Source organism: Clostridium sp. MB05, from assembly GCF_046581255.1.
Classification (GTDB): Bacteria; Bacillota; Clostridia; order Clostridiales; family Clostridiaceae; genus Clostridium.
Genome location: NZ_CP174370.1, coordinates 3,684,125 through 3,702,255 on the forward strand (window position 1 = coordinate 3,684,125; position 18,131 = coordinate 3,702,255).

Below are 18,131 nucleotides of genomic sequence, written 5' to 3' on the forward strand. Positions count from 1 at the left end.
ATTAATAGCTTGGATTATCAATTACAAAACAGTTACGTTTATCATACTAAATAAAAAACGCCCCTATTTCTAGGGGACGCTTTTAATTTCTTGCTTGTATCATATCTTTAACTTTCATTAATCTAGTTAAAGCTCCTCTTTCATTTTCATCAAGCTTCATTCTTATATACTTTATAGTTTCTTGTAATGAAGGAATAGTCATATATTCAAGAGCATTAACTCTTCTTCTAGTCTTTTCTATTTCATCAGCCATAAGTTGAGTTGATTTTTCTACTTCTGCTAATTCTAATAGCTTTGGTAATATTCCATAAAGTTTCGCTATTGAATCATCTAGTTCAGATGATGTGCTTGCAAATCCATACGGAAATATACTTCCTTCATCTCCCTCAAGTTGTCTATGGAAATTCATTTCCGGAACATTAACACTCATTATATTTTTAGTTCCTACTTCAACAGATATACTTTCCTTTGGATAAGACACTGCTTCTTCTAGAAATTCTGAGCTCATAACAGCTCTAGCCATAACAAAGTCCTTAAGAGACCCTTGAAGCTCTGCTTCTACAGATTTTCTTAATTCATTATTGTATTTAACAAGATTAACGAATTGTCTCATAAGCTCATCTTGCTTATCCTTTAAAAGTTTATGTCCTCTTGTAGCTGTTACTAATCTCTTTTTTAGCTTAGACATCTCCATTCTAGTAGGATTGACATTTAATCTTGCCATGGCTATTCTTCATCTCCCTTTGGCATATACTTTTCAAGATACTCGTCTCTTATTCTCTTAAGCTCTGTTCTTGGAAGTATCTTTAAAAGTTTCCATCCTAATTGTAATGTTTCTTCTATACTTCTATTTGCTGTAAAGCCTTGTGAAACATATTGCTCCTCAAAAGCTTCTGCAAATTTAGCATATTGCTTATCTATATCTGATAAAGCTGATTCTCCTAATATTGCTGATAATTCTTTTGCTTGCTTACCTTGAGCATAAGCTGAGAATAATTGGTTCATTGTATCAGCATGATCTTCTCTTGTTTTATTTTTACCAATACCTTTATCCTTAAGTCTTGATAATGACGGAAGAACATCTATTGGAGGCATAATCCCCTTCTTGTATAATTCTCTTGAAAGAATTATTTGTCCTTCTGTAATATATCCAGTTAAGTCAGGAATTGGATGAGTCTTATCATCTTCTGGCATTGTTAATATAGGAATTTGAGTTATTGAACCCTCTTTACCTCTAATTCTTCCTGCTCTTTCATATAATGTAGAAAGGTCAGTATATAGGTATCCTGGATATCCTCTTCTTCCTGGAACTTCTTTTCTAGCTGCAGATACTTCTCTTAATGCTTCTGCATAGTTTGTGATATCTGTCATTATAACAAGAACTTGCATTCCTTTTTCATAAGCCAAGAATTCAGCTGTTGTTAATGCCATTCTTGGTGTAGCTATTCTTTCGATAGCTGGATCAGATGCTAAGTTCATAAATAATACTGCATTATCTATAGCACCAGTTTTTTGGAATTCATCAACGAAGAATTGTGACTCTTCGAATGTAATACCTATAGCTGCAAATACAACTGCGAAGTTAGAGTCTGAATTTAAAACTCTCGCTTGTCTTGCTATTTGAGCAGCTAATTCTTTGTGTGGAAGCCCTGAACCTGAGAAAACAGGTAACTTTTGTCCTCTAACTAGAGTGTTTAATCCATCAATTGCAGAGATACCTGTTTGGATAAACTCTGATGGGAAATCTCTAGATACTGGATTTATAGCTTCTCCATTTATATCTACTCTTTGTTCTGGTATTATATTAGGTCCATTATCAATTGGCTTACCCATACCATCAAAGATTCTACCTAACATATCTTCTGATACACCAAGTTCAAGAGGTCTTCCTAAGAACTTAGCCTTAGTTCCTCTTAAGTTAATTCCTGAAGAACCTTCAAAAAGCTGTACCATTGCTTTTGATCCGTTTATTTCAAGAACTTTACCTCTTCTATGCTCACCAGTTTGAAGTTCCACTTCAACTAGTTCATCATATTTAACACCTTCTACACCTTCAACTACCATTAAAGGTCCAACAACTTCCGTTACTGTTCTGTATTCCTTAAGCATCTAGAACCCCTCCTTCGTTGATTAATGTATCTATAATAGCCTTTAATTCTAAAGCAATATCATCCATTCTATTTATTTGATCTTCTGGAATGTATTTACTTCTAGCAATTTTATCTCTAACTTCATCTAATCCTAATATTTTATTTAAGTAAACTCCAGCTTGTAAAGCTCTTTCAGCTTCATTTTTAAATAAAAGTATTAGCTTAAGCATTTTATATTGTTTATCTAATGAAGCATATGTGTCAATTTCATGGAAAGCATTTTGTTGCAAGTAATCTTCTCTTAATGATTTAGCAACTTCTAACTTTAATCTATCCTTTTCACTTAATGCATCTATACCAACAAGGCTCACGATTTCTTGAAGTCCTGATTCTTCTTGTAATATAGTCATAGCTTCTTGTCTTAAGCTTCCCCAATCTGAAGCAACTTCATTATTCATCCATGTATCAATAGTATCTGCATATAATGAATAAGAATTTAACCAGTTAATTGATGGGAAGTGTCTCTTATATGCAAGTTGTGCATCAAGTCCCCAGAATACTTTAACTATTCTAAGTGTTGCTTGTGTAACTGGTTCTGAAAGGTCTCCTCCTGGAGGTGAAACTGCTCCGATAGCTGTTACAGCACCTTCTCTACCATCTTTACCTAAACATACAACCTTGCCTGCTCTTTCATAATAATCGGCAAGTCTTGATCCTAGATAAGCTGGATATCCTTCGTCACCAGGCATTTCTTCAAGTCTACCAGACATTTCTCTTAATGCTTCTGCCCATCTTGATGTTGAGTCAGCCATTATTGAAACTGAGTATCCCATATCTCTGAAATATTCAGCTATAGTAATTCCTGTATATATGCAGGCTTCTCTAGCGGCAACTGGCATATTAGAAGTATTAGCTATAAGAACTGTTCTCTTCATTAAGCTTTGACCAGTTTTTGGATCCTTAAGTTCTGGAAACTCATTAAGAACGTCTGTCATTTCGTTACCACGCTCTCCGCATCCAACATAAACAACTATTTCAGTATCTCCCCACTTAGCAACCTGATGTTGAACAACTGTTTTACCAGCTCCAAATGGTCCTGGTACTGCAGCAGCTCCACCTTTAGCTACTGGGAAGAATGTATCTATAACTCTTTGTCCTGTTGTCATTGGTTGTTCTGGTTTCATTTTTCTTGCAAATGGTCTACCTTTTCTTGCAGGCCATTTTTGCATCATCATTACTTCCTTTGGTCCAGCCACTGTATCTATGATACAAACTGTTTCCTCTATTGTGAATTCACCCGCTTTAATTTCTTTAATAGTTCCTTCTATTCCTACTGGAACCATTATTTTATGTAGAACAACTGTAGTTTCTTGAACTGTACCAATTATATCTCCAGCTTCTACAACATCTCCTACATTAGCAGTTGGTTTGAATTCCCATTTCTTTTCTCTATTTAATGACTTAACTGATACACCCTTCTTTAAGAATGGTGAATTTGCAGCCTTTTCTATTGCATCAAGCGGTCTTTGAATCCCATCAAACATTGACTCTATAAGACCTGGTCCTAATTCTATACTTAAAGGTTCTCCTGTTGTAACAACTGGATCCCCAGGACCGATTCCTGTAGTTTCTTCATAAACTTGGATTGATGCCTTATCAGCTCTCATTTCTATAATCTCGCCAATAAGTCCATTATCTCCAACCTTAACCATATCATATATATTTGCTTCTTCCATTCCTTCAGCAACAACTAAAGGACCTGCAACCTTAATTATCTTTCCGGTCTTCAACTTACTAACCTACCTTCCTATAAAATATTAACGCCAACAGCTTTTTCCACACTATCACTAATTCTCTTTAGCCCTATATTTAATGACCCTTGATTACTTGGAATTAATATTACTGCAGGAAGCATTTGTTCATTGTAATGAGCTATAGTTTCTTCTATATTCTGAGCTACTTGCTCAGTTACAAATATTACTGCGTAATCATTCATCGCACATCTATCAATTGCTCTTCTAGCTTCATCCGCTTCTATAACAGGGAATACATCTATTCCTAAAGCTTTAAATGCTAAAACTGAATCTTTATCTCCAACGACTCCAATTTTCTTATACATATATATCACGCAGCCTTTCCCTTATTACTTCCTCAGCAATATTATTAAGCTTGCCAACCATTATAATTCTTATTACCTTTATTTCTGTTTCTTTTGCATAGATATAAGATAATATTTTTTCTGGTCCAAATGTAACTAACTTAGAACCTTTCATTAATTCCATTATATAGTTATCACTTAATTTCTCTAAAAGACTTGCAGATTCAGTGGCTATGTATCCTTCAAAACCTTCTTTTATTAAATCTGAATAAATAGTACTTTGAAGCTTAGCCATTATATTTTCTGGTGATTCATTAAGTAGTGAAATAATTCTACTACTATCTATTGCTCCACCATCAACTATTACTTCTTGTGCAAAGTCTCTTCCTTTATTTTGTTTCTTTATTCTAAGTAAAGTTCTTATATTAGTAGAATCTATCATTGCTTTAACTAAATTATCTATGAATTTATAGTTTAATTGATTTTTTATTTCTACTAATTCTTTAAACATATATTTATCTATTATTATATCTATTTTTTGAGGATCTTTTGTTTCCTCAAAAACTTTCATTGCTTCTTGAACTCCTTTTCCAAGGTTTCCATTTAAGCTTTTAAAATTATCTCCATCTATTTTATGTTTAACTTCTTGTAAGTCTAAATTACCTAATTGTATAAGCATTGAAGATAAATCTTTTCCTAATACATTTCCTTTTAAAAGTACTTTGATATTATGATAGTCATATTTAAGACTCATTAGTTTAACAACTTCTTTAACTGGACTTATTTCATAAACTAAATCATATATCCTTTTAAGTTCTGCTGTTAAAATCTCTTCATAATCTTCAGACCTTTTTACATTAGCTGAAGCATTTGAATATTCTGTTTCATTTAGTATTCTTAATACTTCATTTGCTGATGGAGCTTCTATCATTCTGTCTATCTTGGCTTTATCAAGGAGTCTTGTTTCTAAAACCCATATTCTTGATACAGCTTGGGTAAATTTCATTACATCCATCTCTTACCCTCCTTAACTAAACAACACTCTTGCTACTTCAAACTCCAATTCATCTCTTAATGAACTTACTAAAGCTTCATATGTGTTATTAATTTCTATACCATTACTTTCAAGGATAAATCCACCTTTAAAATTACCCTCTTTTGAGCTTAATTTTATATTTCCTTTTTCTCCTAGTGCCTGATTTAATTCATATATAAAAGTAATATCTACTAATTCCATTCCATCTTTGTTTAGAATTAATTTTTGTTCTCCTATTACTCCAAGAGAAAGAATTGAATTTCTTATAAATCTTAAGAAATCCTCTCCTGATATAGATAATAGAGCATCTATGCTTTTTTGAAAAACTTCCTCTATAACTTCTTGCTTCGCTGATAATTTATCATTTCTAACCTTAAGAGAAGCAGAAGATAAAATTCTTTCTTTTTTTGTTTTAGCTTCAAGCTCAGCCTTTTGTATAATTTCTTTTTCAAGCTCCTTGGACTTAGCTATTCTTTTAGAAAGAATCTTACTTTGTTCTTCTTCAGCATAAGCTAAAATACTTTCCTTTCTTTCTTCAGCATCCCTAAGTATTTTTGAAGTTAGATTATTTACACTTGCCATAGCCTATTCTCTCCAATCCTAGAATCCTTTGCTTACTAACATGAATGAAATAACGAATCCTAATAATGCGTATGTTTCAACCATTGCAGCTAATATAATACCTTTTGTATTGTGTTCTGGGTTTTTAGCTAATATTTGAATAGCTGCTGCTCCAACTTTACCTTGAGCTATACCTGACCAAAGTCCTGCAAATGCTATTGGTAAGCAAGCACCTAATAAGTATAAACCTTGAGCTAGTGGCATACCTGAAGCCATTTTAGTAAATACTAAGAATCCTATAACGAAACCATATAAACCTTGTGTACCTGGTAATAGTTGAAGAACTAATGCCTTACCAAACTTCTCTGGTTCTTCTGTAACTAATCCTGTTGCAGCTTCACCAACTATTCCAACACCTTTAGCTGAACCTATACCAGATAATCCAACAGCTAAAGCTATTCCCATAGCTGCAAATATTAATCCACCATTATTTTCTACAAAAAATTGAATCCATGACATTTCCATTTTATAATTCCTCCTAATTTCTTTTGATCTTTATATATTTTTCTGAACCTTTAAATGCTTTAAACGGTTTTCCACCACCATCATAAAACTTTGAGAAATATTCAACATATTGAAGTCTTGCTGTATGAACATAAGCTCCAAGTAATGATAATCCTAAGTTAAATATATGGAATAGTACAAACAATACAGGTCCTATTACTATTGCAGCCACCCCTGGAAGAGTGTGTATTAATAAATTTAACGCTCCTGCAATAGATCCACCTGCTAAACCTAAAGCCATAAGTCTTGTATATGATACTAAGTCACCTACATATCCTGTTATACCATATAAGGCATATAAACCTTGACCTATTTGTGCCCCTTTAGTTTCTTCGTCTCTACCACCTGTTAAAACTATAACAATCATTCCAAATACCATAGTTATTGTAAATATAGTCCCTAAAATAGCTGGTAAGTTTAAAAATTTAACTGCTGCTAATCCACCTATTGATATTAATGTAATTATCCATGAACCTGCATCATAAAATGCATCTTTAGCTTTACCAAGTTTTGTTAGATTATATACTTTTATAAATAATCCAAAGAATATTTGTATTATACCTAATGCTAAAGATAAAATTAATATTGTATTTACATCTTTGTTAGTATCTATAATTTGTGTTGGCAGTTTTATAGCATCTCCAAATGCTGATCCATAAATTAGCCCAAAAAATATTGTTGGAATACTTAAGTAGAAGAAAAACTTAGCAAAATCTTTTTTGCTATCATCAAGATTTAAAAACTTAAGTGCTAATCCAGATCCTATTAAAACTATTAATCCATAACCAGCATCTGCTACCATCATTCCAAAGAATATTAAATAGAATGGTGCAAGTAATGGAGTTGGATCAATTTCATTATACTTTGGATAACTGTACATTCCTGTTACACTTTCAAAAGCTGATACAAGTTCACCATTTTTAAGTTTTATTGGTACATCATCTATTTCTTCTTCTTTTACTTCTTCAAATTCTATGTAGTAATCATCTTTAAGAATTTCGCTACATATAGATTTTAGTTTTTCAATATCTTCTTGTGCTATCCAACCTTGAATTGCACATATATTTTTTGTTTTTAAGAAATTTGTTGAAACTTTAATTCTTTCAACTTTACTCACAAAATAGTCATAAGCTATTTCTAAATTTCTTAAATCTTCTTCTAAATTTGCAATTTCTTCTTGAACAAAGAATTTTTTTGTTTGCAACTCTTCTATTTGATGCTTAAAATCTAAAATAAGCTTCATAGGAACATCTTTATGTTCTGTTTTAAAACTGCTAAATCCAAAACCTCTAAGAATTTCTGCTACATTTTCTCCATCTTCTTTATTAGATAAAATTAAAAGATTAATATCATTGTTATTTCTTGATATTATTTCAACATATACATTTGATAATTGTTCCATTAATGAATCTTCATAAGATTTTGCTATAGTACCTAAAAAATAAGATGTATTTTTTAATTGTATTAGTTCATTAAAAGCTACATCTAAATCTTGCCAAGGAGTTAATGTATCTATTTCTGTTTGTAATTTTGTAACCTTTGAATCTAGACTTGCTAACTGCGACTCTCTTTCCTTTGCCTTTTCATAGCCTTTATTCCAATTTGAGCTTTTAACCTTATTATCTAATTCTTCTAAGGTTAACGTTAGCTTTTCCTCCTTTAATGCCTTTATTCCTGATTTTTTAGGAACATATCTTGCGAGAAATTCTAGGGCAAATTTAGCCTTTGATAAATTTTCTTCATACTTTGAACACTCTAAATCTATATCATCATTAGATAAGCCTTTCAACTCATCATATTTTTCAAGGAATTCCTCGTCCTGTAAATTAATAAATTCTACATTAGATAACCCTTGTATTTTCTTTAAGATATCTTGTTTTTTAGATTCAAAGGTAAGCAAAGTGAATTTGTTCATCTTAACTATTGCCATGAATCTTCACTATCCTCTCAACGATTAAATTAATAGCATTATTTTTCTTTTCATCAGAAATACCTTTAATGCTTAATACTTCTTCTTCACCTTTTCTTAATATAGGTTCTGATTCTAATTTTCCTGTTTCTTCAGCTTCAGAAATTATTTTACTTTTATTTAAATTTGCTTCATTTAAAATTTTATTATATTCTTCCTCAGCTTTAATATTTGCATTCTTTAATATTTCCTTTGAACTTATTGTAGCTTCTTGAATTAGCTTCTCTGCCTCTTCTTCAGCTCTTTTAATTTCACTTATTGCTTCTAATGCCAAAATCTCACCACCTTTATTATTGTAAAATAATAATATAGCAATTAATACTTTATATAGTATTAATTACTCTTTATTATTATCCATTATACATGATTTAATATTTTTTTCAACATTTTTATTCTTCATTTAGTTAAATAAGAACAATTTTTCAAGTATTGTAATTGTTTTCTTTATTTATTTGACTTAAATTTTAAAATTTTTTTGAATTTATTTTAATTTATCAGTTACGTTTATAACATCACCTCCATGTCCAAATAAGTAGTAATCTTTTTCCATAATTATAATAGAATCTTGCATAAATTTATGTATATTTATACTAAAGACTTCTAAATGATAATCCTTAAAAGAATATAAGTCTCTTAATTGTTCTTTTATATTTTTTTCTTCTTCTTTATCTAAATTTTTTTCTATAAACTCTGGTATTCCCCTTTTTTTATTAAATCTTAAATAATCAAATTTTAAAATTTGATTTAATATAAAATTGTCTTCTTTTAATATCTCCATATTAAAATCTAAAAATACTTTATAATACTCACTATTTCCTATATTTCTATTGAAATATCCCTTAGAGTCAAAATAAGAACCCAATTTATAATAAAAATCAAAAGGATTATCAAACTTCTCTACTAAATATTTTATTATGTTACTAAACTTTTGAGAGTTATAATATTTATCGACCATTTCCTCCACTTTCTTAAGCCTTATTAATTCATCATAACTTATATTATTAGTTTTCAATATTTCATATGGTGGATATGGAGAATACTTCATTCCATATTCCTCTGCTTCTTCTCTCATAGATGAACCCCTTAAAAGCTTTAAAAACCCTAATTGAATTTCTTCTGGCTCTATACTATAAACATCATTAAATGATTTCTTAAATGAATTATAATCTTCTCCTGGCAAGCCTGCAATTAAATCTAGGTGCTGTTTTATGTTTCTAATTTGAAGAAGTTCTTCAACCTTTTCCTTAATATCACTAAAGTTAACAAATCTATTTATTCTATTTAGTACATCATCATTTGTTGTTTGAACTCCAACTTCAAATTGGAATCTATCCTTTGGTGCTTTTCTTAAAAGATCTAGTTCTGATTTTTTTAATATATCTGCAGATATTTCAAAGTGAAATTGTGTTTTTGTATCTTTATTTATAAGGAATTCCCAGATAGCCATTGTAAATTTATTATTACAATTAAAAGTTCTATCTACAAACTTAACAAGCCTTACTTCCTTATCAATAAAATATTTTAATTCTTTCTTTACCCTATCGATATCTAAAAACCTAACTCCATGAGTTGTAGATGATAAACAATATTTGCAATTAAAAGGACATCCTCTTGAGGCTTCATAATATACTATTTTATTATCTAAGATTTCATCTTCTTCATAAGGAAAAACTAGCTCATTCATATTCATTAGAGGTCTTTTTCCATTTGATATTATGTCACCATTCTTTTTGTAGTAAAAACCTCTTATTGAATTTATATCTCTTTCCCCTAACTTATAATCTATAAATTCTCTATATGTTTTCTCTCCTTCTCCCTCAATAATATATTCTCCATTTAGCTCTCTTAGTATGTTTTGACTGTCATAAGATACTTCTGGACCTCCATATAATATCTCTATATTTTCATCTACAAGTTTTATAAGATTTGATAATTTTTTTATCATTTCTATATTCCAAATATAAGTAGAGAAAGCTACTACATTAGGTTTTTCTTTTATTATTTCTTCTAATATTTTTTCTTCTCTATCATTTATAGAAAACTCTCTAATTTTACAATCATAATTCATATCTTTTGTAAAAGCTCTTAAGTATCTAACAGCTAAATTGCTGTGGACAAATTTAGAATTTATAGCTGTAAGTAAAATTTTCATAAGTATCTTCTTCCTTTCAAAATTAAAGTTTTATACCCTTTATAAAATGTATATCCTCCCATAACTTAGTTTCTTCTATTTCATAGTATTTTTCAAGAAATTTTTTATTTTCTTCCATATCTGACTTTATTAAAGGATTTAAATTTTTAAATTCAAATTCCCTTACCTTACCTGATGGTAGTACAGCCATTATCTTGTTATTTACTATACTCTTAATTTCTTTATTTATGTCCCATATATATATTGATCCTCCAACCCTAATATATTTAGTTACTTCTTCAATTAATTTTAATCTAGAGGAATTATTCCATAGTTTACTTAAATGAAAAAACATTGTGCAAGTATCATAATCTTCTTCCTTAAGCCTGTTTGAATTTTCTGCTCCCACATAATCTACTGAAATTTCATCCATTACATCCTTTGATATATTATATATAACTCCAAAACTTTCTCCAACATCTAGTATATCTCCATTCAATTTTACATCTGATAAATTAAGTACTATTGTTTTACCCATCTCACTTTACCTCCAATTACATAAGTTATATTATATTTATATTTATTAATCTCAAAATTTATTAATACTTTTTGTTAAATTTTTAAATCTTTAAGCTTTTATCCTTTCCTATAAATAAAAAAAGAAGAGCTCAACTCTTCTCCTTTTATCTATTTATTAGCACTACTTATCTTATGTTCTTTATTTTTAATTAATACACATATTATTATTACTATTACAAATACTATAGAAAAAATCCAGAATATCTTAGGTAACTTAAAAATTCCTATCGATTCATTTGATTTAAGGCTATATAAGCATCCAGCACTACTATCTAATACGTAGAAGCTATCCTTGTAAAATAATATTTTTTCTATCCTACTCTTATCACCTAAATCAACTAAATCTTTTACTATACCATTTTCATTTAATGCATATATAAACCCTTTTTTATTATTTCCAAATATCATAGTATTTTTATCAAAGCATTTTCCATATTTATCTATAGCTAGCCCTTGTAGTGATGAAACATCATTATCTTGATATATAGGACTACTTGGATTTTTATCTGGATGATTTTTTATTAGGTATTCTTGTTTTATTAAATCTGTAAATCTGGGTGATGTTATAGGATCTCCCCCACTATAATCTGGCCATCCATACCAATCTTCCTTTTGTAGATTATATATATAATCTTTGTCATCCTTTATGTTTCTTGGAGGTAAATCTTCCATTCCCCCTACTATTCCCTTTATTTCTCCCTTATCATCTATGTCCCATCCCTTTATATTTCTAATTCCATGAGCAAATAAGTTTATTTCTCCATTATTTAAATCATAAGATAATATAGCTGCATTCCCTAACTTTTGAGATTGCGCTTTTTCTCCAACTTCTGTAGTCACTGCATATTGTGAAAAAGCTCCTGTTTTATTTTCTCCATAATTATTCCCAGACAATATCCATTCACCTGTTGCTATGTCAAAGGCTTCTCCTTTTTCATTAACTATTCCAGCATTTGTATTACTTCCAACTGAGAAATATAGCTTATTTTCATAAAGTAATAAATTTATTTTTTTATTTATACCATTATTGGGTATTTCACTTACAAGCTCTTTATATGATTTTTTATCTATATCATACTCCAGTATCCTGTTATCTGTAGATATGTATAACTTTTTATCATTATATATTATATCTAAAATGTTGAACTTACTTTCTCTTATTATAACCCCATCGTTACCATCCTTATTTACTATTCTAATTGTATCATCAAATGCTAGATACAAATTACCCTCTTCATCAAAATCAAAACTTTTAGCTCCTTCACATCCTTTAAGGCTTATTGACCAATCTATATTTTTATTTAAAATATCTAAATTATATTTATTTGTAACCTTGAAAATCCCAAAGGCTATAGTCACTACTATAATTGAAATAAGTAAAAATTTAATAAACCTTTTCATGAGCTCCCCCTAATTTTTTATTTATGTTTAATTTATATTTTGAAATATATAAATTATTACTTTTAGAATTACTTAATTTTTTTCTATTCCATTTATTTTCTTAATGGTTACTAATGGTATATTTCTTTTTATTTTAGAATACATATAAATGTACTAATTTGGGGGTGATAGACTTTGGAAAAAGATAGTTTTGTAAGAAATTCTTTTCTTCTTACTGCATCTAATATAACTACTGGAGTTTTAGGATTTATATTTTCAATTTACTTATCAAAACTTATAGGTCCTGTAGGAATGGGACTATATGGATTAGTAATGCCTATATACAACCTTTTCATTTGTTTAATGACTGCTGGAATTATAGCTGCAATATCACAAGTATCTGCAATATACAAATCTAAAGGTCAATATAATAATATAAGTAAAACTATAAAAACAGTTGCTAGCTTTAATGTAATATGGGCAATTGCTATAGGTATTATGGTATTCTTTTTGTCTCCTTACATAAGTAAATATGGAATACATGACATGAGAACTGTTAATGCTATTAGAATAACTTGTCCAGCTATGGTCTTTATAGCTTTATCTAACATATTAAAAGGTTACTTTTATGGGGTTTCTAAAATAGTAGTTCCTTCATTTATAGATATTTTAGAAAAAGCAATGCGTATTATTACTATTGCACTATTAATTTATATGTTTAAGGCTACTTCAATTACTTCTTTAGTAACTTTAGCTTATTTGTCTCTAGCAATTGGAGAGCTTCAAAGCTTAATTTTATTGTACATTTACTATAAAAATCTCTCTAGAAAAGTAACTCCATCAGTTAAAAAACCAGAGAGAGCTTCACAATTATTATTTAATGTATTAGTAATTGCACTTCCTTTGTGTGTTAATGGATTTCTAGGTAATTTGTTTGGTACAGCTTCAACATTATTAGTACCAAGAAGGTTAGCTGCTGCTGGATTTGATTCTGTAACAGCTTTAGGCATGATAGGTAAATTTACTGGAATGGCTTTAACAATAGTTACCTTCCCAATGATAGTTATTATGTCTATAAACTCTCTTATAGTTCCTGATTTGTCAGAAACCTTAAGCAGAGGTGACTACTATAATGCCACTATAAGAATTAAAAAGGTAATGAAAATAGCATTTTTACTTGGACTTGCTACAACTATAATTTGTAATATTATTCCTCACTCTCTAGGAGAAATGTTTTATGGAAGAGATGACTTAGGAGAATATATAAAAGTTGCCTCATTAAGTGCCCCTATATTCTTTACTGCAAGCACAATGTTTGGAATACTAAATGGATTAAATAAACAAGGTGTAATATTAAAAAATTCCTTAATAGTTTCATTACTAGAAATTATATGCTTATTTATATTTGTTGGAATACCTGGAGTAAATATAATGGGCTATGCCATAAGTATATTTATAACCTCTAGTGTAAGCTTATTTATAAATCTTAGAGAAGTTCAAAAGCATATATACTTAGATTTATCTAAAAGTAATATAAGTATATTTTTACTATTATCAATATTAATATTTATGATACTAAAAGTATTTACAAACAATTTCCTTAGTAATATGTTTATAGCTAAAAACTTAATAATAATTAGCCTAACATTTATTATATTTACATTTTTAAGTTTCTTTGGAATTGAAGAACAATAGCTAATATAAATCTTCTTTTAAATTTATAAAAATAAAGGATAGAAATTAAACTTATTTCCATCCTTTATTTTTTAACTTAATTTAATTATATTTTAATTTCTTATTATTTTATACTTAAATTAATTCTTTTCTTATTCTTCTTGGTAAGAATCTAAAAAGTTTTGGTGAAATTAAATCTAAATCTTTTTTTCTTATTCCTCCAAAGTAAACCATTGTATATAAATAAACTATGCCACCTATACCTATTAAAATTAATGTTGCTATAGCTATTGCTACCTTTCCTCCACCAATCATATCTGCAACTTTAATAATTGGGAATTTTACTAAGAATATTACAATAGCCATTAATATAGAACAAATTGTTGGTACAATTGCTTGCTTTATTATTGGTATCTTAACCTTAAAAAACATTTCTATCTTCCTGTGATTTATTAATGCAGGTATAACAAATGACACAAAGGTTGCTATTACTGCTCCCATTATATTTATACTTGGAATTGGAATTAATATAAGATTTATAGCTATTTTTGCTATTAATCCTACACTTGCAGATACTATTATTAAGTACAATTTATTTATTCCTTGAAGAATAACATTTTGTATAGTTGTTATGGACATAAATATAAGCAAAGATGATCCATACATAAGTAATGTATATCCTGTAGAAGTGTTATTAAATAGGAATTTATATATTTCTTTACTTAAAATTGCTAGTCCAAAGGTTGCCGGTATTACTATTATATATGTTATCCTAAATGCATAACTTGTTTGTTGTCTTAGTTCTTTTTTATTCTTATTTACAAAAGCTTGAATTACCTTTGGAAATATTGATGTTCCAAGTGCTGTAACTATAGCTAATGGAACATACACAAGAGTTTTATAATAAGATAATGTAGCTGATAAACTATATACTTGGTCACCTAGCCCCGCAGATTTTAACCCTATTCCTAATGTTAAAGTATCTATAACTCCAGCAAAGTTTTGAACTCCTGCCACCAAGCTTATAGGAATTGCATACATAAATAGCTTTTTTACTATCCTTTTATCTGAAACTCTCCTTCTACTAGGATCATGATTTCTTTCAGCCTCTTCTCTATAGTTCTTCTTTTTATATATGTATATTATATAAGTTATTGCCACTATGGCTCCAATGGATGTACCTACAGTTCCACCTGCACTTCCCCATTTTTCACTTCCAGTAATATAAATTAAAGCACCTGCAAAAACAAGACTTATGACAACGTTAACTAGTTGTTCTAAAACTTGAGATATGGCTAATGATTCCATTTCTTCTATACCCTGCATATAACCTCTATACGCAGCTAAAATTGCAGCGAAAACTATTGCAGGAGCTAAAAATACTAACGTTAGCCCTGATTCTTCTCTTTCTATTATTCGTGCCAATGGAAAAGCTATAATCGCAAATATTCCTGCTATTACTACTCCAATAATAGTCAAATACCTTCTAGCTAACTTGAGTGCTCTTAGTGCATCCTTATGATTTCCCATTGTTCTAAGCTCAGTAACCACTTTAGTTACTGCAGGTTGTGCTCCTAAACTAGTTATCGCAATTAAGAAAACGAATATATCATATCCTCCTGTGTATATTCCGTAACCAGTCCCTCCTAATACACCTGTTAGTAAAGGAACGTATATTGCTGATAATAATTTACCAGCAATACCTGCAATTGATAATATTAAAAAGCCACGTCCGGCTGATTTTTGTTCCATACCTAATCACCTTTTATTTTATTGTGAATTTAAACACATCATTTTTAATCTTCTTAAATACTGGTGGTAAGCTTTCTATTATAGTTTTGTTGTTTAAATAGCTTAATTTATCTGGTGCATCTCTAAAAATCAATTTATAAGCGTATAAGAATTGACAATCAAGTCCAAACTTATTTGCAAAAAATGAATTTAATTTTCTATCTCCATATTTATTATCACCAATTATAGGAGTTCCTAAATGTGATAAATGAGCTCTAATTTGATGACTTCTTCCTGTTATTAAATCTATTTCTAAAAATGAATATGCTCCATTTGTTTTTATAGTTTTAACTTCCATTGCTATTTCTTTTGAATCTGATATTTTTTCATCATATATTTTTGATATATTAGCTTCTTCATTTTTATGAATATATCCTTTATATAATCCATCTTTTATTTTACCTTTAACTAAGGTATTGTAATACTTTTCCACTTTGCCTTCTCTTATCATTTCATTCATTGATCTTAAAGCTTCAAAGTTTTTACCGAATATAACTATTCCTGAAGTATTTCTATCTAATCTATTACATGGTGCAGGAGTAAATGTTAATTCATTTTCAGGTAAGTAATCTCCCTTTTCATTTAAATACGATAAAACATAATCAGTTAAACTTGGTTCTTTTCCTTTTTCATCAGGATGAACTAAAATATTAGGCCACTTTTCAACTATTAGTATATTAGCATCTTCATAAGTAATTTTCATTCCTCTAGCATTAACTTTAATAAATTTTTCTTCCGGCTTTTCTTTATTACTTTGTATATATTTTATTTCTACTACATCATCTATTTGCAAAGAGTAATTTTCTTTTTGCTTCTTACCATTAACCCTTACATCGCCTTTTCTCAAAGCTTTAAAAATTTTGCTTAAAGGAACATCCTTTAATAATTTTCTTAAAAATTTATCTAATCTTTGACCTGCTTCATTTGTGCCTATTTCTATTCTCAAACTAATCACTCCTAGTTTTTTAGTATTCTAACTATATTTTCTCCATTGTTATAGATTAATATTAAATTAGCTTCTTGTCAAATATTCAAATACTATTTGGCATTGCATTGCAACCCCCAATGGTAAGCAATCTTCATCTATATCAAATAAGCTACTATGTGCAGGATAAATTATATTTTTATTTTTGTTTCCTGAACCTAAAAAATAAAATACTGCTGGTATTTCATTTGCAAAATAAGCAAAACTCTCTACTCCCATTTTGGGATTTTTTTGAAGTAATATATTTTCTTTTCCTATTATTTTCTCTGCTCCCAACTTAAATAAGTCGACCATGTTATCGTTATTATAAAGATTTGGATATGACTCTTCTATATGAATTTCTGCACTCGCTCTTGAAGATTTACATATTCCTTCAACAATTTCAACTAATCTCTTTTTAACAAAAGCTCTATCTTCTTTACTCATAGTTCGTATAATACCACTTATTTCTACTTCCTCCGGTATTATGTTTTTTGCTGTTCCACCATGAATACTACCAACTGTTATAACAGTTGGATTCATTGTATTAATTTCTCTACTCACTATTGTTTGCATCCCTAATACTACATGACTAGCTATAACAATTGGATCAACAGTTGTATGAGGATAAGCTCCATGTCCACCTGAGCCCTTTATCCTAATTGTAAATGGATTAGATGCTGCATTAACCACTCCATGTTTAACCATTATTGTTCCGCATTCTAATGTTTCTTCAACATGAAGCCCACATATACAATCAACTTTAGGATTATCAAGTACACCTTCTTCTATCATAAACCTAGCTCCACCTATAGTTTCTTCTGCTGGTTCAAATAATAATTTTACATTTCCACTAAATAAATGTTTGTTTTTATTTAATATTTTAGCTGTTCCAAGTAATATTGTAGTATGAGCATCATGTCCACATGCATGCATCTTTCCTATAATTTTTGATGAATAATTGCACTGCTTTTTATCTGCAATTGGTAATCCATCTATATCTCCTCTTAAAGCTATAGTTTTTTTATGAATTTTAATACTTTCTTTAGTTCCATTTATTATCCCACATACACCTGTATTAGAAACTTCTATAAATTCTATTCCTTCATTTTTCAAAAAGTTTTTTATAAATTTAGATGTTTCAAATTCCTCCATACCTAATTCAGGGTATTGGTGAAGTGTTCTTCTTATGGTTATTAGCTCCTCTTTTAGGCTTATTGCTTGATTTTTAAAATTCATGTTTTTGCCCCCTATTTATTTCACCCAACCACTCCTATAGCTATAATATTTGATT

At 29.3% G+C, this 18,131-nt stretch carries 16 protein-coding genes; 1 reads left to right on the forward strand and 15 read right to left on the reverse strand.

Going from position 1 to position 18,131, the window contains the following annotated elements; translation table 11 throughout:
- Positions 1-82 precede the first annotated feature (82 nt).
- The 12 genes from ACH36K_RS17300 to ACH36K_RS17355 form a co-directional block, all read right to left on the reverse strand.
- The gene (locus ACH36K_RS17300) at positions 83-724 is read right to left on the reverse strand and encodes a V-type ATP synthase subunit D (RefSeq protein ID WP_411168833.1); all 642 of its coding nucleotides are present in this window, start codon (positions 722-724) and stop codon (positions 83-85) included.
- A gap of 2 nt (positions 725-726) precedes the next feature.
- Positions 727-2,109, reverse strand: a complete 1,383-nt coding sequence (locus tag ACH36K_RS17305; RefSeq protein WP_411168834.1) for a V-type ATP synthase subunit B — start codon at positions 2,107-2,109, stop codon at positions 727-729.
- Positions 2,102-3,880 carry a V-type ATP synthase subunit A gene (locus tag ACH36K_RS17310; protein WP_411168835.1) on the reverse strand — a complete coding sequence of 593 codons (1,779 nt, stop codon included), beginning with the start codon at positions 3,878-3,880 and terminating at the stop codon, positions 2,102-2,104. The genes ACH36K_RS17305 and ACH36K_RS17310 overlap by 8 nt, the downstream gene beginning before the upstream one ends.
- Positions 3,881-3,897: 17 nt before the next feature.
- Entirely contained in the window at positions 3,898-4,209 is a 312-nt protein-coding gene (locus ACH36K_RS17315; protein ID WP_411168836.1) for a V-type ATP synthase subunit F, read from the reverse strand.
- Positions 4,202-5,203: a V-type ATP synthase subunit C gene (locus ACH36K_RS17320; protein WP_411168837.1), complete on the reverse strand. Its 1,002-nt coding sequence runs from the start codon at positions 5,201-5,203 to the stop codon at positions 4,202-4,204. Before ACH36K_RS17320 ends, ACH36K_RS17315 begins: the two co-directional genes overlap by 8 nt.
- 12 nt (positions 5,204-5,215) lie before the next feature.
- Positions 5,216-5,806, reverse strand: coding sequence for a V-type ATP synthase subunit E (locus ACH36K_RS17325; RefSeq protein ID WP_411168838.1), 591 nt, complete (start codon positions 5,804-5,806; stop codon positions 5,216-5,218).
- Positions 5,807-5,824: 18 nt separating this feature from the next.
- The gene (locus ACH36K_RS17330) at positions 5,825-6,310 is read right to left on the reverse strand and encodes a V-type ATP synthase subunit K (protein WP_411168839.1); all 486 of its coding nucleotides are present in this window, start codon (positions 6,308-6,310) and stop codon (positions 5,825-5,827) included.
- Positions 6,311-6,323: 13 nt separating this feature from the next.
- Positions 6,324-8,279 carry a V-type ATP synthase subunit I gene (locus ACH36K_RS17335; protein ID WP_411168840.1) on the reverse strand — a complete coding sequence of 652 codons (1,956 nt, stop codon included), beginning with the start codon at positions 8,277-8,279 and terminating at the stop codon, positions 6,324-6,326.
- On the reverse strand, positions 8,266-8,592 hold the full coding sequence (locus ACH36K_RS17340; protein ID WP_411168841.1) for an ATPase: 327 nt from the start codon (positions 8,590-8,592) through the stop codon (positions 8,266-8,268). Before ACH36K_RS17340 ends, ACH36K_RS17335 begins: the two co-directional genes overlap by 14 nt.
- A gap of 207 nt (positions 8,593-8,799) precedes the next feature.
- On the reverse strand, positions 8,800-10,470 hold the full coding sequence (locus ACH36K_RS17345) for a B12-binding domain-containing radical SAM protein (protein WP_411168842.1): 1,671 nt from the start codon (positions 10,468-10,470) through the stop codon (positions 8,800-8,802).
- A 22-nt stretch (positions 10,471-10,492) separates the two neighbouring features.
- The gene (locus tag ACH36K_RS17350) at positions 10,493-10,987 is read right to left on the reverse strand and encodes a hypothetical protein (protein ID WP_411168843.1); all 495 of its coding nucleotides are present in this window, start codon (positions 10,985-10,987) and stop codon (positions 10,493-10,495) included.
- Between the two features lie 149 nt (positions 10,988-11,136).
- A complete protein-coding gene (locus tag ACH36K_RS17355) occupies positions 11,137-12,429 on the reverse strand; it encodes a hypothetical protein (protein ID WP_411168844.1) in 1,293 nt (430 codons plus the stop codon).
- A gap of 174 nt (positions 12,430-12,603) precedes the next feature.
- Between ACH36K_RS17355 and spoVB the strand changes: the two genes are divergently transcribed.
- Entirely contained in the window at positions 12,604-14,103 is a 1,500-nt protein-coding gene (spoVB, locus tag ACH36K_RS17360) for a stage V sporulation protein B (protein ID WP_411168845.1), read from the forward strand.
- A gap of 114 nt (positions 14,104-14,217) precedes the next feature.
- On the opposite strand, the gene ACH36K_RS17365 is transcribed toward spoVB, so the two are convergent.
- The 3 genes from ACH36K_RS17365 to ACH36K_RS17375 form a co-directional block, all read right to left on the reverse strand.
- Positions 14,218-15,834 (reverse strand): polysaccharide biosynthesis C-terminal domain-containing protein, encoded by a 1,617-nt coding sequence (locus tag ACH36K_RS17365; protein ID WP_411168846.1) that lies wholly within the window; start codon positions 15,832-15,834, stop codon positions 14,218-14,220.
- Positions 15,835-15,847: 13 nt separating this feature from the next.
- On the reverse strand, positions 15,848-16,819 hold the full coding sequence (locus ACH36K_RS17370) for an RluA family pseudouridine synthase (RefSeq protein ID WP_411168847.1): 972 nt from the start codon (positions 16,817-16,819) through the stop codon (positions 15,848-15,850).
- 66 nt (positions 16,820-16,885) lie between these two features.
- Entirely contained in the window at positions 16,886-18,076 is a 1,191-nt protein-coding gene (locus ACH36K_RS17375; RefSeq protein WP_411168848.1) for a M20 metallopeptidase family protein, read from the reverse strand.
- Positions 18,077-18,131: the final 55 nt, after the last annotated feature.